Raw genomic sequence first — 25,609 nt, 5'->3', positions numbered from 1 at the left:
TCAATCACTTAATGAATGTCACTTAACTTGCCCCTCACGGAAGTGAGGAGCAATCATTACCTACCACGGATTATTTTAATTCAGTCCAATAGTCCTTATTTGCCTCCAATAAATCATCCAAAATGGCTTTAGCCACTGAAGCACTAGGAATGGTGGCTGACAGTGTTAGTGCTTGCCATAGTTTTTGGTAAGAGCCTTCAACATGAGCTTGTACGGCCAGTTTTTCTACTGAAACTTGTTGATTCATCATACCTTTCTGGAACTCGGGAATAGCGCCAATTTGCAGCGGTTTTGCCCCAGTACTGTCGACAATACAAGGTATTTCTACCATAGCCGTTGGGTCAAAGTTGCTGATCGCACCATTATTGGGAACAATCAGTAACATGCGCTCTTTAGTATTAAAGGCGATGGCTGTCGCAAGGTCGACGATGTAAGAAGCATGCTCTTCTACTTCGATAGTAGTATCAATCGCGGTACCATGTGCAATAATCCGGCGGCATTCGGTGAACACTTCTTTTTCTCTGCCATCCATCACTTCATTGGCTCGGGTGTATTCTTTATTTGAATGTTCCACCACGTAGTCTGGGAATAAATAGTATTTTAAATAGGTGTTTGGAATCGTCTCAGGATCTAGGGCGTAAACATCCCGTACTTTAATAAACGTCTCTTTCCAAGATTCATCCGTATGTTGAGCACCATTGAGGGCACTTGGCGGTAAATAGCCGTGCTCTTTAATGTATTGTTTAATGCGTGGTAGTAAATCTTCCCCTGTTTTGCCATCTTTAAACTCTTTCCACCAACCAAAGTGGTTTAAGCCGTAATACATGACATCAAACTGTTTACGGTCTTGATAACCAAGAATTTCCGCGATACGGGTTTCGATACCAATTGGCATATCACAAATATTCAATACTTTTGAGTTTGGACGCATGACTCGACAAGCTTCAGCGACAATCGCTGCTGGATTAGAGTAATTCAGCATCCAAGCATTCGGTGAATATTTTTCCATATAGTCAATTAATTCAATGACCGCTGGAATAGAGCGTAGACCATAAGCGATTCCGCCTGCACCACAAGTTTCTTGTCCTACACAACCATGCTTGAGAGGGATCTTCTCATCCTGTTCACGCATGGCATATAAGCCAGCACGAATGTGTGCCATACAAAAATCAACATCGGTAAAGGCTTCTTTTGGATCCGTGGTGTAAGAAAACTCAATGTGCGGAGCCCGTTCTTTGAGCAAGATTTGACAAGCTTTAGCCACTACTTCTTGACGCTCGGCGAAGTTATCATAGAACTTTAATTTACGAATAGGGAAACGTTCTTGGTTTTCTAATAGCATCATCACGATGCCTGGGGTAAATGTTGAGCCGCCACCTGCAATAACGATAGAGAATTGTTTTTTCATGTTAAACCTCACTTTTAAATTAGTCTGTGTTTGTGTTGAGCATCGCCACATTGCGGCGCTCCTTTAAATCATGTTATTCATTGGTTATGTCGTATATGGGTGTATTCACTGTTGCTCTTTTGAGCTAACTTGCGGCAATGACGACTGAATCTGTGATTTCTTGTCTTTGCTGCATAATTTGTTCACAAGCCTCCCTGAGTTGCGGAACGTGTAAGCCAATAATCACTTGAATGGCGCAGCCGTTTTTGACTAGGTTCACAGCACCGTTTTCCATAAAATAGGTGGCGTTAGCAACTTGTTGTGGATCTTTGACTGTCACACGCAGGCGAGTCGCGCAATTACTTAAGTCAGTGATATTGTCTATGCCTCCAAGCCCTTCAATGGTTTGCATGGCTTGGACTTGTAGTGGTGTGGCTGATGAAGAGCCGTTGTCGACAATACCGTGTTTTTGGTTGAAGTCTTGTTTGGTGCGTAGTTTGAGTTCAGCGCCATCTCTGCCAGGTAACAGTACATTAAATTTAATGATTAAATATTTGAAAATTAAGTAATAAATAACAGTGAAGCTCAGTCCGATAGCGGTTTGGGTTACCATCATATAAGTATGGCTGCCAAGCAGTGGAATCCAATTGCCAGTGACGATTTCGATCAGTCCGCCTCCCATATTGCCAACGACACCGAACATATACATCACCATCGCCATGGTTCCAGCCAATAACGCATGAACAGCGAATAGCCAAGGTGCGATAAATAAGAAGGTGAATTCTAAGGGCTCGGTGATGCCAACAAACACCGCGGTTAAGGTGGCAGGGATCAGTAGCGCGGCTACTTTTTTACGATTTTCTGGTTTAGCGGTATGGTACATGGCAAGAGCTATACCGCTGCAACCGAAGACTTTAGAGTTACCATGTAAGGCGAAACCGCCAGCAGGGAAAAGGTCTTTAATCGCTTGGCTAGATTGATTAAAGGTTTCTAAGCCAGCAAACCAGTCGACATAAATTCCATTAGGGGTTGCGATATTACCGAAGACAAAAGGCGCATAAATAAAGTGATGTAGGCCAGTCGGAATTAAAATTCGTTCTAGGAAAGTATATAGCCAAACTCCAAATGCCCCTGAATTTACAAGAAAACCTTGTAAATCTAAGATACTGTGTTGAATAGAAGGCCAGATGTATAAGGTTAACCATGCGGCAGGTAGCATCATGCAGAAAGCAATGATTGCTACAAAAGCAGTACCTTGGAAAATACCTAAATACGCCGGTAAGGGTTTATCAAAAAAACGGTTGTGTAACCCAGTGACGATGGCTGAAATAATGATCGCTCCGAAGATACCGGTATCTAAGGTTTTTATTCCGGCGATATCAGTCAGTCCGGATACCCCACCAATCGATTGTGAAAAGTCTACATCGAAGAATGCCCCCCACTGTAAGCCCATGGCATGAACGAAATAGTTAAAGGTAAGGTAGGAGACCATGACCACCAACACAGCACGAGCATGAGCCGTTTTTGCTAATCCTATCGGCAGACCAACCGCAAATAGCAGTGGCATATTGCGGAAAAGTGTCCAAGCTCCTTCTTCAATAATAAACAGTATCTGATAATACAGTCCGTCTGGATTCGCTAAATCTCCGACAAAAATTGGGTTTTTGAGTACGATCGTCAGGCCAACCATAATCCCAACAAAAGGAAAGAGCAGTACGGGGGTAAACATTGCCCCACCTAAGCGTTGTATTGCACTTAACATTGGAAAATCCCTCTAGTGTATTGATTTATGTGTCCCCAACTTCTTGGGAGATAATGGTAAATTGCCTTAAGACAGATTTAATGTACCCACATGACATGTATAGTACAAATATAAGATGTATTTATTGTGATCCTAGTAATAAAAATGCAGAAAGGTTATCTTGCGCTGTGATTTAGGTACAAGTATATGATGTATTTTCTGGCCGTTGTGCATTAGTACGCTATGAAAGTAAAATATATGAGTCAATAGGTATTTAATTTGTTACTTTTTGGTGTAAGATGTTTGCTCGTGGGAGAAATAGATGATGTTATATAAAAAAGTCATGTTGGCGCTAAAGCAGCGTATTGATTCAGGAGAGTTTCAAATCGGTGATAATTTACCGACCGAAACCAAATTGGTTGAAGAGTACGCTGTTAGTCGAATTACCGTGCGTAAGGCCATTGATGAATTAGTGAAAATGGCGATGGTCGAAAAACGCCAAGGGGCTGGAACAACGGTAATTGGTCAAAGTATGACAGGCTCGATGTCTAATCTGCGTAGTAATCGAGAATACCTTGCTGAATCGGGAGGAAAACTGAGTTATGAAGTTGATCAGTTTTCCTTGATAACGCCACCCGATCATGTCGCTCAGGCTTTAATGATCGATCGCAATGAAAAAGTCTTTTTTATTCGACGCTTTATGTACATTAATGAGGTGTTGTCGATTTACGAAGATTCTTATATGCCAGTGCGCTTATTTCCAGATCTTAGCCTGAATCATTTGAGAGGCTCTAAGTACTACTATCTAGAACAGATCTTAGGGTTGAAGATTGATGGTGCGATTCAAGATTTTGAAGCCATTTTACCCAATGAACATATGGCTCAATGTTTAACGGTTAGTGAACAAACACCATTATTGAAGTTAATTTCAGTAGGAAAATTAACGGACGGTCAGCTGTTTGAATACACTGAGATCGTCAGTAAGCCGAAGACTTACTCTTACAAACATTATTTAAAACGTTAGTCATTGATAGCATTAATCATAATGTGCAGCTTGCTGTTTGATGTCCACAGCCTAACGGAGTAGGTTTTAAACTAAGATCCTAGGAAGGGTTATATCATCGTGCTTTTTAGTTCTGATTATCGATTATGGAATACAGGGACTTATGTTGTTGTCTCTGTACTCCATAACCAAGTTTTAAGTTATGTTCAGATCAGACCAAATAACCGCTGGAAAATTTCTAACGACAGTCTGAATGATAGAATATCTCATCGACCCAGCTTGGGTTGTCGATAAACGGGTTACGGTTATTTTGTATGTCATAAATTTTCTCGTGACGGTTACGTTCAAATTCATCAACCGGATCTTGCTGATGCCATCTGAGTAGGGTGCATAAATCACCAAGTTGTTCGATTGGCGTGTTATAACCCGGTGAGAGTGTTAAAGTCAGACCATCATGGTCATTGCCTTGATAACGTGTCGCCATATAAAACATCATTCGCGCAATATCACCTTTCACCTCATCACGTGGCTCAAAAGTTTTCTTACTGGTATCTTTTTTATTACCGACATTGGGTGATTCATTGGTCGCGACACCACCTTCATAAAACTCAAAATTACCTCGTTCATTGTTTATTCCCTCATCTGCGGGACGAAGGTGATGAATATCAGTGTCAGCGTAGGATGAACTGGTGTTCCATCCTCCTTTTGACCTTGGCCAGACATGTTCTCGGTTCCAGTTATTTCGCCCTAAATTGCCTTTGCCTGAGCGTTGCTCTTTTGATTGTGAACGACCAGTATAAAGTAAAATGACATTGTCTGAATTATAAGGGTCTTCATCGGTGATCATTAATGCTCGCCAAACATCTGGTGTTTGAAGATTACTATTATCCGTATATTGCAGACGAATATGACCGGCGGAGACGATTGTATTCAAGGCGTGCTTTAATTCATCGCCCGTTTTTTCCAAGGCCGCATTATAGTAGCCATTAGGATTAAAAATATCCGAATTTTCAGGAGGCGTCGGTGTAGCATTGATGATGCAAGTCGAAGAAAATGGCTGCATCACATGAGGGTGATGAGCTTCAATATACTTGGCACTGGCATTAAAGCTAACCATTAAGGCGATGCACAATAGCTTTTTCATTATTTGTATCTCTTATTCTGATTCTGATGGAGTTTAAACGGCATTAGGCTTGTTGATTGCGTATGCGGCGTAACAATGGCAATAACAGTAAAAAACTGAACAAACCAAGGCCACCACCACTGCTACTATTTTCTGCAGCATCAGGTTGTGTACCTGTCTCTGAATCATCACCAAGATCATTGTTTGAGCTAAGCGCTAGGTTTAGCGTCAAAAGGATCGGATCGTGGGAAGATGAGCGGTACCAATTGGTTTCGTCAAATGTCATCCCAGATTGATAATTTAACAGTGCAGATTGAGCTGAGTTAATGGACCAAGGTGCAGAATCGACGAATTTATCTCTCAGCGAAGTTGACATGAAAATATAGTCCACTCGACCTGATTCAGCGTTGCGTTCAATAGAATACCGTTCAGAGTTTCTATCTCGGATCGCAACAGCATCGACGTATGAATTTAACTCCGTTGGGCTAAAAACGAGAGCTGCTTTTTCTTTTGGATAAGCGTGTAGGCTACCCAGAATTAACTGGTGGTCAGTTTTCTTACTCATCGCTTCAATAATTGCTTGGCTGGCTTGTTGGCGTAATTGGTCACAAGGAGTCGTTTGTTGAGTCGTGTCACCATGACAGTTTTGATCGCGATTGACTAGGTCAACAGCGGCCACAACTAGCTCTATGGGGTTTTCTTTAGAGTGAATGTTTAATGTTGCGATAACAGTCTCGTTCATGGAGATGCTTTGCTTGTCATCGCTGGGCATTGTTAATAATTCAAGATCATTTAACTTGAAAACAGAGGGCCGATAAAGAATATAACTTGCGGTTGGATTATTCCCTACGTAGTGATCTTGATTGCTGGCGTTCCATTTAGCGACTTGATAATGCTGTTTGTTCTCTTGGCCTTTATTGATTTCCGTTAGTAAATAATCAATAGCGGAGCCCTGTTCAAAACCGTTATTTTCGACTTGTAAGAGTGCAATTAGATCGGCATTCATAGTGTGAATGGCAGCCGTTAATTTTTTAATTTGTAAGTCAAGATCGGCTTGATCTTTGGCTCCACCAGTCACAAATCCAGTTTGACTATGATTATCGACCGCTGGATTGTTATTACCGTGAAGGTGGGAAATAAACAATCCTTCGGTATTGAAGGTGACAATTTTTATATTACCTTCATTAATGACGGGATCAGAGCTATTTGTCTGTCGAGTGAATGACTCTGAATTGGCTTGTTTAGTGACATATAAACGATAATCAGAATGAGAGTAACCAATGATCCCCTCAATGTTCGAGGCTCGATCGCCAATTGAGATCAAATTCTGCTCAATACCGTTAGTGTTTTTTGCAAAATCGGGATACCAAACTATCGGTTGATGTTTGCTTCCTGTTTGGGTCGCCTCGACAACCAATCGTTGGTCTAGGTTACAATCGGCTTGACGGATCGCTTCATTACTGCCGGGTAAATGATTTTGATGAGGATGAATGTTAGGTTGTTGATAAGCTAGCACCATATTATAGCGCTGAGGGCCAGTATCGAAAGCAAAGCTACGTGAAACGTACATATTTGAATCATCGGTAAAGCGCACCAACATCCCTTCGTGGCGCTCAAGGGTTTCGGCGTAATAGCGATCAGATGGTAATCTGGTCACGGTTGTCGGTTCGATATTATGGCCGGACGATACTTTTGTGATATTACCAGTAGGGACTAACTGGGTTGAACCAAATTGCTCAATCACTTTTCCTGTAACAGTCACTTTATCGCCAATCGAATAGCCTTGTACGAGGCCCTGAACGAAAATAGCGTCAGAAGTCAGCGGGTTATTGTCACCAAATTCATCTTGTATAAAAAATCCAATTGGTAGATCCTTTCCAAGGTCGCTATTAGTTTGAATATGGGTAATCACGCCATTAACTCGAAAAACTTCATCAGATTCAAGTTTACCATTAGCAGGATCCGTATAAGGTGAGGCCCAACCGTCCCCTTGTAGATCCATGATAGTTGTATCTATAGCGGTGATTGGTGGGATCGTTGGTGGTATCTCTTGATTATCCAGTTCCGGTGGAGTGCCGATATGACTCCAATCGTTGATGATTCCTGTACTGTGCCAATGTTCAGGGTTAAAGGTGGTCGAGGATTGAACGTTAATTCTTCGTAATGATGTATCTTTATTAAAGTCTTCACGAATACCGAGTGTTCCAACAATATCAATCAGTTGCTGTTGATGAAATAAGCCAACAATATCGTCGCCATTAAAGGTTGTTACGCGAGTATCTTGTAGATCGGCCAGTGCTAATAATTCTGGATCTGCTTGAGAATGAGCAATTACATAGGTTTGTGAAGGCTGCATAACGGTAATAGGAAGACTGAGTGTACTACTGCTCCAGTCCTGTGCACCATTATGGGCAATTCTTAGCGTGTATTGTTCAAGATTGATATTTTCTTGACTAATATTAGTGAGTTCTATCGCTTTGTTGTTTCCTGAACCTTCAGTTGTTTCTGAAATGATTATTTGGCTATGGGCTGGTAATGCGCACATTATTGCAAGTGCGACTATATTTACTTTATTCATCATAAACTCATATCTATAAGCTGCAATTTATATCACTATTTTAAACGATACTAAAATTATCATTGTGATTAGTGTTGGACTTATAATATTTAAAAATGGTTAATCAGTTTATATATATGGATGATCACTAATTAAACATTAATTGTAATTATTTTTAACGATGTTTATTTTTTGAGAGAGTTATCGTTTGCTTTTTGTTTTTATGCCTTTACATTTGAGTTTTATTTATTATCAAAAATAATGAAGGCTAAATTAGTTTTTAGAAAATCCCACTCTGTTACTATCTTTTCCTGCCAACTGCCTCGAATTTTCTTTTTCTCTCCATCTTGTTTTTTTATTCATTATGCTAGTGTTTGCTTATTAGGTTTGTGAATAAGGCAAAGGATATGCAAATACTTCATCATGGCGGTAAACATACTGTCACCGGTTCTTGTCACGAGTTGCGCGTCGATGGTGTAGCGGTACTGATCGATTGTGGGCTGTTTCAAGGTAAAGATGCGACAGACATTGAGTTGGATTTTCCGGTGGAGCATATCGATGCACTGATTGTGACTCATGCTCATATTGATCATATTGGCCGTATACCGTGGTTGCTTGCTGCCGGTTTTACCGGGCCGATTTATTGTACGCCAGCCAGTGCAGAGCTGATTCCATTAATGTTAGAAGATGGGCTTAAATTGCAATTGGGCCTGAATCGTGAGCAAATTCAGCAAGTTTTGCAAGCCATAAAACAACGGTTACGTCCTCTTTGTTATGGCGAGTGGTTAACCATTTCTGCCCGTCATCAGGCTCAGGCGTCACTGCAACTTCGCTTTCAACCCGCTGGACATATTCTCGGTTCCGCTTATGTTGAGCTTCGTTTAGCTAACGGTGAAGTGGTGGTGTTTTCAGGCGATTTAGGACCAAGCAATACTCCGTTATTACCTGATCCCCAATCACCACAGCGCGCCGATTATCTTGTCATTGAGACAACGTATGGTAACCGTAATCATGACGATGTGGCTGGTCGCGCTGAGAAGTTACGCGAAATCATCCAACGCTCATTAGAAAATGGCGGCACGATTTTGATTCCCGCCTTCAGTGTTGGCCGTACCCAAGAGCTATTGTTTGATATTGAACGCTTGATTTTTGAGCACAAAATTGATGCCGATCTGCCGATTATTCTTGATTCACCGATGGCTCAACAAGTCACCCAATCGTATCGCCGCTTCAAAACACTATGGGGAGAAGAGGCCAAGCAGCGTTTAGAGATGCATCGTCATCCGCTGGCTTTCGAACAGTGCATACAAATTAGTGATTATCGTACTCATCAGGCGCTAGTCAATCGTCTCGCCTCAACCGGTGCGCCCGCGATTGTGGTTGCCGCATCGGGGATGTGCCAAGGCGGACGAATCGTTGAATATTTAAAAGCCTTGCTTGGGGATGAGCGTACCGATGTGATTTTTGCAGGCTTTCAAGCGGAGGGAACCCTAGGTCGAGCCATTGCCCAAGGCGAAAAATCGATTTGTATTGATGGGGAAGAGATTGATGTGAAAGCCAGTATTCATGTAATGTCGGGCTATTCCGCTCACGCGGATCAATCTGAATTACTCGCGTTTATTAAAGGCATCGACCAGCCACCAAAGGAAATACATTTGATTCACGGTGAACGTTCAGCTAAGCAAGGTTTTGCTAAAGCGTTGGAAATTATCGGTTATAGGGGAGAGGTTAGAATTTAGATATAACATTGGAGTGTGGGGTACACAAGCTTCCGGATCCTAGGGGCCTAGGTGTCGTAGATTTCGTTTACTATTCTGTTGTACACGGTATTCAGATCTTGGTCGCTGATTTTTTGAGTCTATGTAATGATCTTCATTATTGGTTCTAGGTTTTCGTTTATCATAGAACCTAGATCCTTCGGTCCTTTATGTTTCGTTTCAACTTTCATTTCATACTAAATTCACAATTAAATTGTTCTGATTTATTCATGTGGCCTATAGTTTAACATTGAGCATACCTGTAACTAATGGTAAGGGTTTGTGACTGAGCAGGCGGGTGGTCTGTTCTATGGATAACCTCATAATATAGGAATACATGGAATGAACAGAACGTTATTAGCAACGGCTATTCTTACTTCCATTGCCTTGGTTGGCTGTGGTGGTGGAAGTAGCAGTTCCAAAGTGACTCCTGAGAGTCAATCAAAAGTATCTGGTGTGGTGAATAAAGGTTTAGTTCGCGATGGTTTAGTGAAAGTTTGTGTGGCTAGTGCAGCAAATGTTACTGAACAGCAGTGTCCGAATGGAGAAGTGCTAGGTAGCACTAAAACCGATGAGCGTGGTCAATATACTTTCAGTGGCTTACCTCAAAATAGAGCGCTACTGTTTGTGCTGACCTCACATGATGATCCTGACATTATCACGCAAATGAAGTGTGACTTTCAGGCTTGTCTTGATGAGGGTAAAACCCTCGGTGAGTGGATGAATGTTGATGATGATTTTAAACTCATCTCGATTCTCGCCTCTGATGCAGACTCAATAACTGCGCACATGACCAGTATTACTGATGCGATCGCTAAACACACTATTCGTGCCTCACGCGGCAGTGAAGAAGTCAACCTTGCCGTGATTAATAGTAGCCGCAGTGTGATGGCTCAATTATTTGGGCTTGATGCACAAAAAGTGATGTCGTTAGGTGCTGTCGATTTAACGGACGCGGCGGCGATACAAGCTGCCGCGGATGCTGGTGATGTTGAGTCTCTCAAAGTTGCCGCGCTGTCTGCAGCATTTGCAGATACAAAACCGAATTTAGATAATCTATTTACCCTGGCTGATAATCTGATTAACTCAGTAGATGATGATGAGACCAACACTTGGGAAGATGAGCGTAAAGCTTTACTAAACGGTGCTTCTTCAGTCATTAATACCGTGGTTAATGAACTTTCTAAAGATGAAAGTGTCGATCTTAAGTTAGATGATGTCGTACAAAAAATTGACGAAGCCAAAGCGTCCAAACCCAATATTACCCCGCCTGCTGAAACGGATGAGATTACTACAGCTAAAGCGTTAGTTCAGCAAGTTCGCACTGTGTACGACGCCACTCAAGAGGAGGGGGCGCTGCGAGAAGGATTTATTCGTTTAGGTGACAGCTTAGATCCGATCCCTGATTTATTACAAGATGATGTGACAGCCACTTTTGAAACATTGACTTCTGCGCTCATGTCTATCGCCCATAAAATCGATGATCAATTGGTTGAAGAGGCGGGTGATTGGCAAGTCACTCAGCAAGGCGATACCTATACGATTAATACAGAGACGGTGAAGCTGGTCGTTTCTGGTTCAGCCAGCCTTGTTTTGGATGAGCAAGAAACCGAACAAGGCGGTTCGATGAATGACAGTGCTGCTATTAATCTGACTATTTCTGAACTGTGGATAAAAGAGGGCTCGGTTGAACTGGAAGCTGCCAGTGGTAAAGCTGAGGTGGTGTCGTTTGTCTCGCAAGAGAGTTGGGAGCACGAAGCTTCAGAGGGCGATCATGACTTTAGCGAAACATGGATGCTTAAAGCTGAAAAATTGCATTTTACGTTGAATGAAATCAGCCTTAAAGCCAAGGATAATGAAGAAAATCCTTTGTTATTAACTGGTAGTATTGCATTTACCGCTAACCAACCTGAAATAAAAGGTAAGCACTCTTCTTCATACACATCGACGGGACAGCAAGGCCAGTCGGAGAACTTTGATGAAGAAACCTTCAGCGCGCGTAGCCTCGATTTTAACTTAGGGGTTCGTTTAGACTATCAAGATCAAACATTAGAGGCTTCTTTAAGTATTGCTCTCGATAATCCAAACGGTGTGGTTTATTTCACCAGTATGCGTGAAGCATGGCAATGGGGTGAGGGTTATAACTATGACGTTAGCAAAGGAAGTGATCTTGCGCTACCGGGTTCAAGCTTGGATGACATTAAGCCAGAGACGCCAACGCAGTTCCTGCGTGGTTCTTTATTAGTGAGTTTAGAGAGTAAAGTTAATCCAGATAACCCACAACTCGCGAAAGTTAGCTTACAAGCCTCTCGCCCAGCGTTTGATTTGTTGAATCTGAATGGCACCATTGTTTATAACGAGCAATCATTGACGTTAAAAACTCAAATCAATACTGAGAAAGATGAGCCATTAAACGTTGAACTCTCTAATGGTCAAGCAATTGCTCATTTACGTGAAGATGATAAGGGACAAGTGGTAGGAACGATCAGAGTTGGCAATAAACAAGTGGCTAGTATTGATGCACCACGTAATTCTGTCAGTGTCGTTCGTTATATCAATGGCCAGTTTGAATCATTATTCTAATTAGGTGTGGCTATACTCAAGAGCCCTATACAGGGCTCTTGAACGTTTGAGATGTCATTATGTCGAGTGCTTTTTTGTTATTGCCAAGCTTAAGTCTGTTTCCATTATCCGAACCGAATACCGAATGGCAGCTATTTAGCCAGGCTCAGGCTTTTGGTTATTCACAAGAGAATGGTATTTATCCGTTGGTGAAGGGCGATAAAATGGCCTATACACCGGCCAAACATGCGTTTACTTTAAACCAAGCGGAAATGGGGGTCCGTTATCAGCAGTTTTCTTTTTCTTTACTCGCTCGTTATGAGTGGTACTTGCGCTTTAGTCCCGATACCATGTTGCTGTATGGCGAATCGGTCAATCGACAAGATATGCAAGCGGGTAAACGTTATGATGTTGACTTACGTGTTGAGCATTTAATCAGCCAAGGCATTAAACTGGCGTGGACATCGGATCCCTCTCAGTCTTTTATCTGGCATGTTTCCGCAAGTTTTTTACAAGCTCAAGACATGATGAGTGGCCGGTTACATGGGCAAGTAGGGCAAACGGGAAAGAATGATTATGATGGCCTACTCGAGTTAGATTATGTCTACAGTGAAGATGTATTATTAAAACGCAAGGTACAAGCGCCCTCCAGTTACTTTGGTTATACCAGTGATATCGGCATTCATTGGCAGTTCCACGAGCGAGCATTCCTCTCCTTACTAGCGCAAGATTTCTACAGTAGCATTTATTGGCGTGATATGCCTTATACGGTTGCTACCGCTAATACGGCAACGGCGGAGACCGATGAAAATGGTTTTGTTTCGATTAAGCCTTTAGTGAATGGGGTCGAAGGATTTCGCGATTATACTCAGCTTCTCCCCGTTAAGTATCATGCTCGATTCGGTTATCTTTCTGGACAACATGCTTACAGCATCAAAAACGTTTATGTCGATCGACTCTGGTTAACCGACTTGGAATGGTCAACTCAATGGCGAGACAATCTCCGTTCCCGTTTGAGTTATAATTGGCAAACCAGAGCCATTGGAGTGGAAGGTCAATGGCGATGGTTTACTTTTGGTGTTCAAAGTGATCAACTGGATTATCAACAAGCAACAATATTGAATCTTAAGCTCGGTATGGTGATACCATTTTAATCTTCTTTATTGATCAGAACTTCGACTTTCTGTTTGTATTTAATCTCAATGTTTCACTCAGCCTTCGGTAACTGCGCTAATAAAAAAGGCAGTAACAATAAACCAATTACGCTGGCACAAAGAGAAATGGCGATGAAAAAGCCGTTCCAATGATAAGTTTCTAGAATCATCGCTAATGGATAACCGGCGAGGGCTGCGCCCATGTAGGCAAATAAGCCGACAAATCCGGTTGCAGCACCTGCTGAATCTTTATGTGAACACTCTGCGGCGGCCATGCCAATCAACATTTGTGGGCCAAACACAAAAAAGCCAATACAAAATAGTGCGGCGGATTGAAAGATAAAATGGGTCATTGGCATTAACCATAATGCAGCCACAGAAAGGAAAATACCGCTGGCGAACAATAGATTCATTGGTCCACGATTGCCAGAAAAAAGCTTGTCCGACCCCCAGCCTGCGACAAGAGAACCAACAAACCCACCCACTTCAAACAGTGATAACGCGGCATTGGCATTAATCAGGCTGTAATGATGCTGCTCGGTTAAATACAAATTACCCCAATCATTGATCGCGGTGCGCACGATATACACCAAGATATAACTCGCGGCAAGTAACCAGATATAGGGATTACTAAAGACATATTGCGCTAAAATCTCTCGATAGCTCAGGGCCTTGCCTTCATTTTCTTGCGCAAGTTCAAGGGTATCTTTGCGCCAGCGGCCGATACTTGGTAAGCCTAATGAGACGGGTTTATCCCTAAGTCGCCAGCACAGTACGATGCCGATCAGCACGCCAATCACTCCCGGCCAAATAAAGCCGTGTCGCCAGCCAAAATGCAGGGTTAAAAATCCGACTAAAATAGGGATCAATGCGCCGCCAACATTATGCGCCGTATTCCAAATGGCCCAATACCAGCCTCGTTCAGATCGTGAATACCAGGTGGTTAACAGCTTTGAGCAAGCTGGCCATCCCCAACCCTGAAACCAAGCGTTCAAGACCCAGAGCAAAATAAAGGCGCTGAGCGAACTGGAAAAACCAAAAGCAATGTTAATCAATCCGGTGGCGATTAAGCCCAGCCCCATAAAGTAGCGAGGATTGGCCCGATCTGAGATAGTGCCAGAGAGAAACTTTGAACAGCCATAGGTGATATAAAAAAGTGTCCCGAGCAGTCCTAAATCGCCTTTATCCAATCCTAAATCAGTCAGCAAACTCGGCGCGGCGTAATTGAGTGTGCGCCGAGTAAAATAAAAGCCAGCGTAGCCCAAATACATGCCGATCATGATATGCAATCGCCAATGATCGTACGTGGCTTTGATGGTATGCGGATTAGTCAGCGCTGGTGGCGTGGTTGAGTGATAAAGAAAACGAAACATAAGCGATGTCATACCCTAGGCAATTGAATGTGCAAATGGGTTCCGCTAGGAAGTATTGGTTGCGATTGTAGCTTAAAGTGTCCGCCGAGCGCTTGTACGCGCTCTTGCATGCCTTTAATTCCCATTCCCTTGAGTGGGTCGATTTTACTGATCCCGACACCATCATCTTTAATCGTCAAAGACACCTGTTTGTCGATGGTTAAGTCAATCTCAATATGGCGCGCATGAGCGTATTTGCGGGCATTATTAAGCGCTTCTTGGCAGAGTCGAAATACGGTGACTTGCAAAGTATCGCTCAGTTGCTCCGTTGGCCCTTGGCTAGTTAAACGAACCTCAATGCCATTGTGAGCAAATTCCATTTCACGAATGAGCTGCCCAATCGCTTCTAATAGCTGCAAATCATCCAATGATTGCGGCCTAAGTTTACTCAGCAGTCGTTTGGTGGTGTCATAAACGTTAAGCGATAAAGACTCGATAGTATTGGCACTGTCTTCACGCATCTGGGCTTGTTCGGTGCGTTTGATAATGCTCGCTTGAGTACGAATGGCGGTGATGCTTTGGCCAATTTCATCGTGTAATTCACGCGCGACTTCTTTTCTGACCGATTCTTCAGCTCTGACCAATTGTTGAGAGAGCGACTGATTGCGGTATAACTCTTTACTCAGTTGGCGATTGAGATCTTGCAGTCTTTGTACGGCGACGCCAAGGAAAATGCCCGTCAGGCTTTGTGCGGAAATCGACAGCAGTAAATCGGTGGTGGCTAAGTTAGAGACATCATTTCGCGTCGCGATTAAAGCGACGCTATTGAGTAGGGTTGCTAATAACGCGCCTTGCCAACCGTAGCGAAAAGCCAACACGATGATCGGGATAGCAAGACAAAAAGGGGCAAAGCGGCGTAGCTCTTCTGGTAGGCTGGTTTGTAGAATAATACTGACCGTAAATAAGAGACTACACAGCAAAACCGCTTTGACATTAAAGCTGGGTTTTCGGCGGATCAGTTGTACGGAAAGTGGTAACCAACGTGTTTGAAACAGATAATTCCATAGTAAGTAGCAGGTTGGCACAAGCATTAATCCACCGGTTAAACTGACTAACCAAGTGAGATAGATTGAAGGGACATGGAAGCTTACTGAAGCGGTATTGAGGGTGGCGCATAGCGCAATGGTCAAACAGATCACCGTTAAGCGTCGCCATTGTTCGCCATGATAATAGCGCTGAGCAAAAGCGGTGATCGGGATACTCAATCCACTGGCAATCAAAATTGTTAGCCACTGCGGTTGTGCCAAGAGCAGCGCTAAACTGATGGTCAGCGCCCACTCGGTGAAATACAGAATCGGCCAATAGCGATGGGAACAATGGAGCGCAATTCCTAATCGCAAAGCAAAAGGGAAAAATAGGATCGCTAATTCAGGATCGTTGACAAAGTAAAAACCAATCACCCATAAGCAAAACCAAGTGCAAGCGATGAGGCAAAAGCTACATACGGCGGTAAAAGGATGTAAGCGCATTAGGTTAAGTTGTGATGAATGAGGTTCGCCAAAGCAACGGTGTTACTCACGCCGAGTTTTTCCATGCCGTTCGCTCGATGGACATGAACGGTTTTTGGACTCAGCCCTAATTGTTGGGCGATCGTTTTTACGTCGATACCATCGGCGAGCAATTGACACACTTCTCGCTCGCGTGGAGTCAGTGATGATAGCGGTGAAACGGGATGTTTCGGTGTCACTAAACGGCTGGCAATATCGGCGGTTAGATAACAGCCTCCACTCGCGCAGGTCTTAACGGCTTGGATTAATTCATCAGGGCTACAGCGTTTACTCAGATAGCCTTTAGCACCGAGCTCCAACGCTTTTTCTACCATGGCGGGAGAATCGTGAACGCTGAGCATAATCGCCGCCAGTCCGGAGGGCAGGTCCGCCAATAAACTAAAGCCACTTTCATTAGCCATTGAAATATCCAATATCACTACATCGGCATGGCAGCTTGGTAGACCTCGCCGAGCGTCATCAAGGGAACCAAAAGAGCCGACAACTTGAATATCTGGGTCTAAATTGAGCAGTTGGGCAAAGCCTGAGCGGACGATGACATGATCATCGACGAGTACCACGTTGTGCATAAAATTGAATCACTCTGTAACCAAGAGGGTAAATTAACGCTAAATAGGCGGACTGGCAATCGGTAGTTATTGAGCTTCTCCCCATCACATCGTGGATGGATGTCATAGGGAGAGTTGTGAAGAGGTTAAGCTTGTGAGCTTGCGAGAGATAATAAGCGTTTTTTCTCTTTACGGATTTTCTTCTCTTCGGCAATCGCGACAAACGCCAGCAAACCAATGCAGAGGAAAGCCGAGGTATCGAGCGCGGCAAAGGTGCCTTTCCAACCGGTTAAGCCAAAAATCGGCGTGCCATCAGCGATCATCCCTAAGCCTAATTTTGCAAAGCTATCACCAATCAGATAAGCAAAGGTGCCTTTGACGCCATCGGCCACTGAGATGGCTTTTTTCGGCACGAAACCGACCGCAGCAACACCGATCAACAACTGAGGGCCAAACACTAAAAAGCCTAAGGCAAAGAGTGAAGAAAGGTACATCAATTCGCTGGTGGCGTGTTGATAAAACTCTAAGGTCATGATGATCAACGCAAGCGATACACAGGCAACTAAGGCCCGGCGACCATTCGCTAAATCGGATAAGTATCCCCACATTAAGGTTCCGACCAGCGCACCGACTTCAAACATGGTAAAGCCGGAAATCGCGACTTCTTTTGATAGTCCCAGCTCTTGGAAGGCATAAACCGTGGACCATTGGTCGATACCAATACGTACCACGTAGAGAAAGATGTTGGCAAAACAGAGCAACCAAATGACTTTGTTTTTTAGTATATATTCAACAAAGATTTGCCATTGTGTCATCTGGTTTTCTTCGGCGGCGGTATCTTCTTCGCTGATGGCCTCATTAAACAGTTCTTCTACTTTACCTAAACCATAGGCTTCTGGTGAGTCACTACCGTAACGTAGGCCAATAAAACCGATGACAATCGCCAGTAGTGAAGGGAAAACGAACATGCCGATCACATGGCCATCAAATAAGTAGTTAGCGCCAAACAAAGCGACCCCCGCTGCGCCAGCACCTCCCACGTTGTGTGACATATTCCACAGGCCCAAATAAGAGCCACGTTTATTGCGCGGGGTCCATTTGGTGATGGTTGAATAACTCGATGGTCCACCAGTACTTTGGAATAGGCCGCTTAAAGAGTAAAAGGCGATCATCAAAAACAGACTGACGCTACCGCCGCCCAGACTGAAACTGAAGCCCAGCATGGCGATACCGGAGAGGATCAGCATAAAAGGCAGAAATTGTTTGGTATTTTTGCCATCGGCATAGTAAGACACCACCGTTTTACCGATGCCGTAAGTAATTGAGAAACCAAGGCCAATTAAGCCCAGCTCCGTCATTGATAAGCCGTAAGTCGAAATCAAATCATTTTGGGCAATATTGAAGTTTTTACGCACCAAATACATTGCCATATAGCCAATAAAGACCACCAAATAAGATTGGATAAAGGGTTTAAACCACATTTTCCGTCTGACTTCGAGTGGAAGATCTAACGTCGGTTTTCTGACCTGCTCTAGAAATTTCAACATAATACGTTCTCTTTGCCGTATAAATAAAAGGGGTATTTAAGCGTTGTCGCAAAGTGTATGGCTTGTTGGCTGGCTGAGCATGAGAGGAGGTCTTAGATCAACTAAGAAAAAGTCTTAGAAACGGCAAGGTGTTGTACAAAGCGTGAATGAGGTCACGCTTGGTGAGAAAGTGATAAGAGAAGTATTTAGTTAACCGAAATCACAGCTTGACCGACTTTATTTGCAGTTATCATGCATCACTGTAATGATAACTCTCACAGGAAAAGAGGTCTGTTGAGGTCAGTAATGATTACGGTTGCGTTAGTGGATGACCATGCAGTGGTTCGTTCTGGCTTTGCTCAATTGCTTAATGTAGAAGATGATATTCAAGTGGTTGGTGAATACGGTGATGCACAAGCTGCATTTTTAGCGCTTTCAAAAAAACCAGTAGATGTTGTGATTATGGATATCTCGATGCCTGATGAAAGTGGCTTAAGTCTCTTGGCTCGTCTGAAAACGCTGCACCCTCATTTCAAAGCGATTATTTTAAGTATTTATGACTCAGCTTCTTTTGTGAGTAAAGCGATCGATAGTGGAGCGAGTGGTTATTTATCGAAGCGATGTGGTCCTAGTGAATTAGTTGATGCGATTCGTATGGTGGCACGTGGACACCGTTATTTGTGTGCTGATGCGTTGTTTAATTTGAGTAATCCTCAAGAAAAAAATGTGCTGATGGAGTTAACCAAACGAGAGCGTGAGATTTTTTTCTTATTGATCCAAGGCAAAGATGCTAAGGAAATTGGACAAGTGCTATTTCTGAGTTATAAAACTGTCCATGTTCATCGAGCCAATATTTTGAACAAACTTGGTTTAAGTAATATTGTCGATTTGATTCGTTTCGCGATACAACATCGTTTACTTGCTCAAGATTCGTAATGAAAAATAGTCATTATTTATTTCATGGCGTTTTTGCTTTTCTTCTTTATGGGATAAGTCAGTTTTGTTTATGGAATATCAGTCGTTATCTGACGACGGATCATCTGATGGCATATTTACTCTTTCCGTCTGGTTTGAGGCTTGCAGTAGGATTATTAGCCCCTAACTTCGTGCGTTGGGTTTGCTTAGGGACAGATTTGTTACTCGCTGGGGTGATTTTATGGTTATTATCTGCCACGCCTGTGACCTATTTTATGTTTATTTTTCCAATCTTGAGTTTTAGTCTTGCGGCTATCTTCGGTTTATATAAAGCGGCTTTACTTCATTATTGGCAGAAACTTTTACTACTGATGGGATTGATGATTAGCCATGCCCTCTTCGTTGGTATCGTCTTTTTTTTGTTATCCAAACCATTAGCTCTTTCTTTCATTGATATGATCAACGCTTCTGTGGTGACCTTAACTGGCGCTGTGGTGGTGACGCCATTTCTTTATTTATTATCTGATTATTTAAAACATCAAATTTGGCTACCTCTCACTCCAAGCCTCATTCACCAAGATGTTCGTTTAAGTCCTTGGGTATTGGTGTGGAGTCTATTATTTTTTAGCTTGGGGCTATTGGCCGAGCTGGTTTTGCTTGAGCAGATGAAGCCATTAGCTCTACTGATCATTATTTTGCCAAATATTTTCTTGGCGTATCGGTTTGGTTGGCAGGGTGGTGTACTTGCCAGTGTCATGAATTCCATTTTACTGGCTGCAGCGAGACAGGTGAGTGGCTCATTTTCGTCTGAGCAGGAGCTCTTGATCTTTATGGCCTCTCAATCCTTAGTGGGGTTGGGATTAGGGATCGCTATCAGCCGTCAACATAGTTTGGCGAAGGCGTTACAGCAAGCCAATCAGCGTTTAGCGACTCAGCTAATGGATAAACAGCGTCTCGCGAGGCAGTTGATCACCGTCGAGGAAGAAGTCCGTAAATCGGTTGCTCGTGAACTGCATGATGATATTGGACAAAATATTACTGCAATTCAGATCCAAGCAAGGTTAACCGAGCGTTTGGCGTCGACAGACCCAGTGAGGCAGAGCGCTAGCCAAATTCATCACATCGCGATGAATATCCATCAAGCCACCCGTCAATTACTAAAACGGTTAAGGCCTCATCTATTAGATGAGCTAGGACTTGAATCTGCGATACGACAGCTTATTCAAGATATGCGTTTTGCCGAACATGGAATTCACGTGTTGCTCAATATTGGCTTAGACAGCCATAAACTCGATGATATGACGTCAGTGACGCTGTTTCGAATGTTACAAGAATTACTCAACAACATTGCTAAGCATGCTCAAGCAAGCGAAGTGCAAATTACCCTCTTTCCTGGTAGTGATTTGACTTTAGAAGTCAAAGATAACGGTATTGGTTTGCCTGATGACTGGTCCATAAGAGGGCATGGTTTGATTGGTATTCGCGAACGTGTGAGTGCGCTAGGTGGCGATTTTTCTGTGTTAACCAGTCAACGAAGCGGTCAAGGCATGCATATTGTTGTTAACTTGCCCACAAAATAGTCATTGGTTATCCAAAAATAGGAATTATTCCTAGTCAATTAAAGTGAGGTCTCATGTTTTTTGTCGTTTCATTGTCTAGGATGAGGCAAGGTCAAGCGCGAGGATGGGCGACCAGATGATAAGTACAGCGCAGACTCATGATAGTGAGGTAGCAATACGTTACCGTTATTGGCGCTGGCATTTAATGGTGTCGATGTATTTAGGTTATGGTGTATTTTATCTCACTCGCAAGAGTCTGAACTTTGCGATGCCAGAAATGCTCAATGATTTAGGCCTACTCTATTCTGATATTGGTTTTCTGGGCACGTTATTTTATCTGACTTATGGTATTTCAAAGTTTTTATCAGGATTATTAAGCGATCACTCAGGCTCTCGATATTTTATGGGGTTAGGGTTAATCGCAACAGGTATCATCAATATTTTATTTGGTTTTAGCTCATCGTTGTTATTGTTTTCTGTGTTGTGGATGAGTAATGCTTTTTTTCAAGGATGGGGTTGGCCTGCCTGTGCAAAAATTTTAACCACATGGTATTCAAGAAGTGAGCGTGGTTTTTGGTGGTCAATCTGGAATACTTGTCATAATTTAAGTGGGGCGTTGATTCCGATAGCCATTGGTTCTATTAGTCTCGCTTTTGGTTGGCGTTATGGTTTTATTATTCCAGGCTGTATTGCTGTCTGTGTTGGGGTTTGGCTTTGTTACCGTATTCAACCTAAACCGATAGAATTAGGGCTTCCTTCCGTCGGACAATGGCGACAAGATAAGTTAGAGCTAGCTCATGAGAAAGAAGGACAAACTTTAAACTTTAAAACTGCAGTGATGCGTTATGTATTATTCAATCGATACTTATGGTTGTTATGTGGATCTTATTTGTTGGTCTATATGGTTCGTATGGCAATCAATGATTGGGGGCCTCTCTATTTAGTTGAACGACATGGACATAATATTTTAACAGCCAACCTTTCTGTCTCTTTATTTGAAGTCGGCGGTTTTCTAGGTTCATTATTTGGTGGCTGGGGGTCCGATAAATATTTTCGTGGTAATCGAGCGCCAATGAATTTGTTGTTTGCCTTGGGAATTTTTATTTCAGTAACAGCGTTATGGTTAACGCCTATTAATCATGTTTGGTTTTTATCAGGTTGTTTTTTTTCGATTGGTTTTTTTGTTTTTGGCCCTCAAATGATGATAGGTATGGCTGCGGCTGAATGTTCACGTAAAGATTTAGCAGGAACAGCAACGGGTTTTATTGGCCTGTTTAGTTATCTTGGTGCGGCTTTAACGGGTTACCCATTATCATTGCTGATTGAAGCGTGGGGGTGGGAAGGCTTCTTTTGTCTACTCACGGTGTGCGCTGCGTTAATCAGCTTACATTTACTGCCTTTTATTAAAGCACAGCAAATGGAATAAAAGTGACTCTTACCAGTTTGATGAGCTCATCCAAATCATCGGTTATCTGTTTGTCGAACTGCTTCAGAGCATCCTCGTCAGGATGAATTATGACCTTGACGATAACGTGAAACCTACCGTTGAGGATACTTAACGGAAGATAATAATAAGGAATGGACGATGAAAGTTGATATAAAACGTAGCTTGCTTGGATTGTGCGTAGCGGGCGCTTTACTTTCCCCTTTACAGGCGAGTGCTGCGGGTCGTTTGGTGGTTTATTGTAGCGCTACTAATGCAATGTGTGAGGCTGAAACCAAAGCGTTTTCTGAAAAATACAATGTACGCACTTCCGTGGTTCGCAACGGCTCGGGAAGTACCTTTGCTAAAATTGAAGCGGAAAAAAACAACCCTCGTGCTGATGTTTGGTACGGTGGAACGCTTGATCCTCAATCTCAGGCGGGAGAGATGGATCTCCTCACTCCTTATCAGTCACCAGAGCTGGTTAATATTATGGAGCAATTTCGAGATCCGGCTAAACGTAAAGGGAATTATTCCTCTGCTGTGTATATGGGAATTTTAGGCTTTGGTGTCAATACGGAGCGTTTACAACAAAAAGGGCTAGAGATCCCTCGATGTTGGGCTGATCTGACCAAACCTGAATATAAAGGCGAAATTCAAATGGCCGATCCACAAAGCTCGGGGACCGCCTACACCGCGTTAGCGACATTTATTCAATTATGGGATGAGGATAAGGCGTTTAATTACCTCACTGCGTTGGATAAAAACGTATCGCAATATACTAAGTCTGGTATTGCTCCATCTCGTAATGCTGCTCGTGGAGAAATTGCGATTGGTATTGGCTTTTTACATGATTATTCACTAGAGAAAGATAAAGGTGCTCCATTAGAACTGATTGCACCGTGTGAAGGTACAGGCTATGAGATTGGCGGTGTGAGTATTATTAAAGGCGCACGTAATCTTGACAATGCTAAGCGCTTTGTTGACTGGGTACTATCAAAAGAAGGTCAGGAATTGGCTTGGAAAGAAGGGCAGTCTTACCAAATTTTAACCAATACCTTAGCAGAGCAGTCTCCTGCAGCGCTCGATCCGAAGACATTGACCTTAATTGACTATGATATGGAAACCTATGGTTCGGCAGATGAGCGTAAGCGACTGATCACGAAATGGGTCAGTGATGTCAAAATGGGCAATTAATCTCCCCCTCGCAGCTCGGTGATTAAATCCGAGCTGCCTAATTCCATCAATCGATTTATTTTACCGTCATCCGGTGCCGGTTAATGTTGTGCTGCCTAAATACTAGGTGGTCGATCATCTTTTTTCTCGGAGTAGAGTTATGACTGAGAATATTACGTCCATGAAGCAAAATACGGGTGCTACTCATAACACTGATCCTGTTTTTTATTGGATCGGTTTAGCCATCGCGGCATTTATATTGCTCCCTTCTTTTGCCCTTGATTATGGTTTGTTTGATTCAACCTCTGATGAGTTTTACGAAGCGATGGGATGGAGTCAACCAAGCATCGCTTGGTTATGGTTTGCTTTACCGCTTGGGCTATTGGTTAGGAGGTGGGGAGTACCTAAGCGTAGTCAAATTATTCGTCACTATATCGATATTGGCTACAGTTTAGCCAGTATGGGGGTTATCTTGCTTTCTTCTTGGTTAACTTATCAAGGATTAGGTTATGCCACGATACCACTTTTTATCGTATTTATTGCTGTGATGACGTTAGCTTTTGCTCGATTAGAATATTTAGGCGGCGATTATTTTGTGATCAGCGCATTAATTACCATTATTCTGTTGATCGCGGCTTTTATTATTTTCCCAAGCATAGCGATTTTTATTCCTATGTTTCAAAACAGCAGTGGACAATGGGTGGCTTGGCAGTTTTGGGATATTCTTTCGCAATCTCATATTTTAAATATTATTCGTAACTCAATTTTACTTGGGATTGCCGTTGGCGTCGGCGCTACCTTTTTTGGTTTGTTGTTTGCTATTTACACGACACGTATAGCTAAACGCTCTGCATTCATTGCCCGTATTTTTTCTATCTTACCGATTGTGACCCCACCTTTTATTGTTGGCTTAGGAGTAACATTAATGTTAGGTCGCTCCGGCTACGTGACGGAATGGATGGTGGATTGGTTTGGATTACAGCAAACCAACTGGCTATATGGCTTTTCGGGAATATGGTTAGCTCAAGTTCTGGCTTTTGCTCCCATGTCGTTTATGATTCTCGATGGCGCGATGAAGTCACTTCATCCTTCTTTAGAGGAAGCCTCCTATAGTTTGCGTGCCAACCGCTATCAAACGTTTTTTCAAGTCATTTTGCCATTACTAAAACCGGCTTTGGCAAACTCATTTCTGATTATTTTTGTGCAATCGTTGGCTGACTTTAGTAACCCGTTAGTGCTAGGGGGAAGTTTTGATGTCCTCGCGACCCAAATCTATTTCTATATTGTTGGTGCCCAGCTTGATTACGCTTCAGCAAGTACACTCGGTTCGATACTTTTAGTTTTTTCTTTGGGTATTTTTGTTATTCAGTATTTATGGATTGGTCAGCGTTCATACGTGACGATTTCGGGTAAGTCTTATCGTGGTGATGTGCAGGCGATCCCTACCTCATTGAAATGGTTTGTCACGGTAGTGTTGTATGGATGGATGTTCTTTAATATTTTACTGTATGGCAGCATTTTCTTTGGCAGCTTTACCGTTAATTGGGGCGTCGATTACACATTGACTCTTAATAATTATATTAATTTATTCGGTAATGGCATGTCGGATGGTGCGTGGCCCTCTTTAATCACCACGATGATCTACGCGAGTATTGCGGCACCGATGACCGCCTTATTTGGTTTATTGATTGCTTATGTTGTGGTTCGTCAGCAGTTTTATGGTAAGAAAGTGATCGAATTTTCCACCATGCTCTGTTTTGCTGTTCCGGGAACGGTCGCTGGTGTTTCTTATATCTTGGCGTTCAATAATGCTCCCATCTATTTAACCGGTACGGCAGCGATAGTTGTTATATCTATGGTAATGCGCAATGTGCCTGTGGGCATTCGTTCAGGTATTGCCGGTTTAGGACAGCTCGATAAATCGTTAGATGAGGCCTCGTTAAGTTTACGTGCGAGTTCTTGGCAGACTATTCGATATATTATTTTACCGCTATTAAGGCCCGCGATTTTATCGACATTGGTGTATAGCTTTGTCCGTGCAATGACCACGGTGAGCGCGATTATCTTTTTGGTGACACCAGAAACTCGGGTCGCGACATCGTATATTTTAAACCGTGTCGAAGATGGTGAATATGGGATAGCGATTGCGTATGGCTCTGTTCTGATCGTTGTGATGTTGGCAATTATCTTACTGTTTGACTTTTGGGTTGGTGAGGCGCGTGTCGCTCGCTCACGCTCGAATAACCAAGAATCCTAGT

The 25,609-nt window shown here is 42.9% G+C and carries 17 protein-coding genes; 9 read left to right on the top strand and 8 right to left on the bottom strand.

All coding sequences use genetic code 11. The features are described 5' to 3' along the window. Nucleotides 1–70 precede the first annotated feature (70 nt). Together FKQ60_RS10020 and FKQ60_RS10015 are read right to left on the bottom strand one after the other, a co-directional pair. Nucleotides 71–1,408, bottom strand: coding sequence for a 6-phospho-alpha-glucosidase (locus FKQ60_RS10020; RefSeq protein WP_170906427.1), 1,338 nt, complete (start codon nt 1,406–1,408; stop codon nt 71–73). Nucleotides 1,409–1,532: 124 nt separating this feature from the next. Further along, nucleotides 1,533–3,149: an alpha-glucoside-specific PTS transporter subunit IIBC gene (locus tag FKQ60_RS10015; RefSeq protein ID WP_170906426.1), complete on the bottom strand. Its 1,617-nt coding sequence runs from the start codon at nt 3,147–3,149 to the stop codon at nt 1,533–1,535. 301 nt (nt 3,150–3,450) lie between these two features. Here FKQ60_RS10015 and FKQ60_RS10010 point away from each other — a divergent pair, with 301 nt between their 5' ends. Beyond that, nucleotides 3,451–4,152: a GntR family transcriptional regulator gene (locus FKQ60_RS10010; RefSeq protein ID WP_224215277.1), complete on the top strand. Its 702-nt coding sequence runs from the start codon at nt 3,451–3,453 to the stop codon at nt 4,150–4,152. Between the two features lie 217 nt (nt 4,153–4,369). On the opposite strand, the gene FKQ60_RS10005 is transcribed toward FKQ60_RS10010, so the two are convergent. Next, complete coding sequence (locus tag FKQ60_RS10005; protein WP_170906425.1) at nt 4,370–5,275, bottom strand: endonuclease; 906 nt, start codon at nt 5,273–5,275, stop codon at nt 4,370–4,372. A gap of 43 nt (nt 5,276–5,318) precedes the next feature. After that, a complete protein-coding gene (locus FKQ60_RS10000; protein ID WP_170906424.1) occupies nt 5,319–7,832 on the bottom strand; it encodes an ExeM/NucH family extracellular endonuclease in 2,514 nt (837 codons plus the stop codon). Between the two features lie 386 nt (nt 7,833–8,218). Between FKQ60_RS10000 and FKQ60_RS09995 the strand changes: the two genes are divergently transcribed. From FKQ60_RS09995 to FKQ60_RS09985, 3 genes are all read left to right on the top strand, one after another. Then, nucleotides 8,219–9,550 (top strand): MBL fold metallo-hydrolase, encoded by a 1,332-nt coding sequence (locus FKQ60_RS09995; RefSeq protein WP_170906423.1) that lies wholly within the window; start codon nt 8,219–8,221, stop codon nt 9,548–9,550. Nucleotides 9,551–9,910: 360 nt separating this feature from the next. Continuing rightward, entirely contained in the window at nt 9,911–12,151 is a 2,241-nt protein-coding gene (locus FKQ60_RS09990) for a hypothetical protein (protein WP_170906422.1), read from the top strand. A gap of 59 nt (nt 12,152–12,210) precedes the next feature. Further along, a complete protein-coding gene (locus FKQ60_RS09985) occupies nt 12,211–13,284 on the top strand; it encodes a hypothetical protein (RefSeq protein ID WP_170906421.1) in 1,074 nt (357 codons plus the stop codon). A gap of 53 nt (nt 13,285–13,337) precedes the next feature. Here the strand turns inward: FKQ60_RS09985 and FKQ60_RS09980 are convergent, their stop codons facing one another. The 4 genes from FKQ60_RS09980 to uhpT all read right to left on the bottom strand — a co-directional run bounded on the left by FKQ60_RS09980 (nt 13,338) and on the right by uhpT (nt 18,299). Continuing rightward, nucleotides 13,338–14,657 (bottom strand): MFS transporter, encoded by a 1,320-nt coding sequence (locus FKQ60_RS09980; RefSeq protein ID WP_170906420.1) that lies wholly within the window; start codon nt 14,655–14,657, stop codon nt 13,338–13,340. 8 nt (nt 14,658–14,665) lie between these two features. After that, the gene (uhpB, locus tag FKQ60_RS09975) at nt 14,666–16,165 is read right to left on the bottom strand and encodes a signal transduction histidine-protein kinase/phosphatase UhpB (protein WP_170906419.1); all 1,500 of its coding nucleotides are present in this window, start codon (nt 16,163–16,165) and stop codon (nt 14,666–14,668) included. Continuing rightward, entirely contained in the window at nt 16,165–16,773 is a 609-nt protein-coding gene (uhpA, locus tag FKQ60_RS09970) for a transcriptional regulator UhpA (RefSeq protein WP_158144375.1), read from the bottom strand. The genes uhpB (FKQ60_RS09975) and uhpA overlap by 1 nt, the downstream gene beginning before the upstream one ends. A 125-nt stretch (nt 16,774–16,898) precedes the next feature. Continuing rightward, nucleotides 16,899–18,299 (bottom strand): hexose-6-phosphate:phosphate antiporter, encoded by a 1,401-nt coding sequence (gene uhpT / locus FKQ60_RS09965; protein ID WP_154169420.1) that lies wholly within the window; start codon nt 18,297–18,299, stop codon nt 16,899–16,901. A gap of 285 nt (nt 18,300–18,584) precedes the next feature. Between uhpT and FKQ60_RS09960 the strand changes: the two genes are divergently transcribed. From FKQ60_RS09960 to FKQ60_RS09940, 5 genes are all read left to right on the top strand, one after another. Continuing rightward, nucleotides 18,585–19,214 carry a response regulator transcription factor gene (locus FKQ60_RS09960; protein WP_004397391.1) on the top strand — a complete coding sequence of 210 codons (630 nt, stop codon included), beginning with the start codon at nt 18,585–18,587 and terminating at the stop codon, nt 19,212–19,214. Beyond that, nucleotides 19,214–20,773, top strand: a complete 1,560-nt coding sequence (uhpB, locus tag FKQ60_RS09955) for a signal transduction histidine-protein kinase/phosphatase UhpB (RefSeq protein ID WP_170906418.1) — start codon at nt 19,214–19,216, stop codon at nt 20,771–20,773. The genes FKQ60_RS09960 and uhpB (FKQ60_RS09955) overlap by 1 nt, the downstream gene beginning before the upstream one ends. A gap of 115 nt (nt 20,774–20,888) precedes the next feature. Beyond that, nucleotides 20,889–22,178, top strand: a complete 1,290-nt coding sequence (gene uhpC / locus FKQ60_RS09950) for an MFS transporter family glucose-6-phosphate receptor UhpC (RefSeq protein WP_170906417.1) — start codon at nt 20,889–20,891, stop codon at nt 22,176–22,178. 159 nt (nt 22,179–22,337) lie between these two features. Beyond that, nucleotides 22,338–23,372, top strand: coding sequence for an ABC transporter substrate-binding protein (locus FKQ60_RS09945; protein ID WP_170906416.1), 1,035 nt, complete (start codon nt 22,338–22,340; stop codon nt 23,370–23,372). A gap of 139 nt (nt 23,373–23,511) precedes the next feature. Further along, nucleotides 23,512–25,608, top strand: a complete 2,097-nt coding sequence (locus FKQ60_RS09940; protein WP_170906415.1) for an iron ABC transporter permease — start codon at nt 23,512–23,514, stop codon at nt 25,606–25,608. Nucleotide 25,609 lies beyond the last annotated feature (1 nt).

Origin of the sequence: Vibrio sp. A11 (assembly GCF_013048705.1) — a bacterium.
Lineage (GTDB): Bacteria > Pseudomonadota > Gammaproteobacteria > Enterobacterales > Vibrionaceae > Vibrio > Vibrio metschnikovii.
Note: the sequence above shows the minus strand (reverse complement) of the source record. Positions and strands in the feature narration are given on the sequence as shown.

Excerpts from the sequence above, each read along its gene's own strand:
- FKQ60_RS10020 (WP_170906427.1), bottom strand. The coding sequence starts at position 1,408 with ATGAAAAAACAATTCTCTATCGTTATTGCAGGTGGCGGCTCAACATTT.
- FKQ60_RS10015 (WP_170906426.1), bottom strand. The coding sequence starts at position 3,149 with ATGTTAAGTGCAATACAACGCTTAGGTGGGGCAATGTTTACCCCCGTA.
- FKQ60_RS10010 (WP_224215277.1), top strand. The coding sequence starts at position 3,451 with ATGATGTTATATAAAAAAGTCATGTTGGCGCTAAAGCAGCGTATTGAT.
- FKQ60_RS10005 (WP_170906425.1), bottom strand. The coding sequence starts at position 5,275 with ATGAAAAAGCTATTGTGCATCGCCTTAATGGTTAGCTTTAATGCCAGT.
- FKQ60_RS10000 (WP_170906424.1), bottom strand. The coding sequence starts at position 7,832 with ATGAATAAAGTAAATATAGTCGCACTTGCAATAATGTGCGCATTACCA.
- FKQ60_RS09995 (WP_170906423.1), top strand. The coding sequence starts at position 8,219 with ATGCAAATACTTCATCATGGCGGTAAACATACTGTCACCGGTTCTTGT.
- FKQ60_RS09990 (WP_170906422.1), top strand. The coding sequence starts at position 9,911 with ATGAACAGAACGTTATTAGCAACGGCTATTCTTACTTCCATTGCCTTG.
- FKQ60_RS09985 (WP_170906421.1), top strand. The coding sequence starts at position 12,211 with ATGTCGAGTGCTTTTTTGTTATTGCCAAGCTTAAGTCTGTTTCCATTA.
- FKQ60_RS09980 (WP_170906420.1), bottom strand. The coding sequence starts at position 14,657 with ATGTTTCGTTTTCTTTATCACTCAACCACGCCACCAGCGCTGACTAAT.
- uhpB (WP_170906419.1), bottom strand. The coding sequence starts at position 16,165 with ATGCGCTTACATCCTTTTACCGCCGTATGTAGCTTTTGCCTCATCGCT.
- uhpA (WP_158144375.1), bottom strand. The coding sequence starts at position 16,773 with ATGCACAACGTGGTACTCGTCGATGATCATGTCATCGTCCGCTCAGGC.
- uhpT (WP_154169420.1), bottom strand. The coding sequence starts at position 18,299 with ATGTTGAAATTTCTAGAGCAGGTCAGAAAACCGACGTTAGATCTTCCA.
- FKQ60_RS09960 (WP_004397391.1), top strand. The coding sequence starts at position 18,585 with ATGATTACGGTTGCGTTAGTGGATGACCATGCAGTGGTTCGTTCTGGC.
- uhpB (WP_170906418.1), top strand. The coding sequence starts at position 19,214 with ATGAAAAATAGTCATTATTTATTTCATGGCGTTTTTGCTTTTCTTCTT.
- uhpC (WP_170906417.1), top strand. The coding sequence starts at position 20,889 with ATGATAAGTACAGCGCAGACTCATGATAGTGAGGTAGCAATACGTTAC.
- FKQ60_RS09945 (WP_170906416.1), top strand. The coding sequence starts at position 22,338 with ATGAAAGTTGATATAAAACGTAGCTTGCTTGGATTGTGCGTAGCGGGC.
- FKQ60_RS09940 (WP_170906415.1), top strand. The coding sequence starts at position 23,512 with ATGACTGAGAATATTACGTCCATGAAGCAAAATACGGGTGCTACTCAT.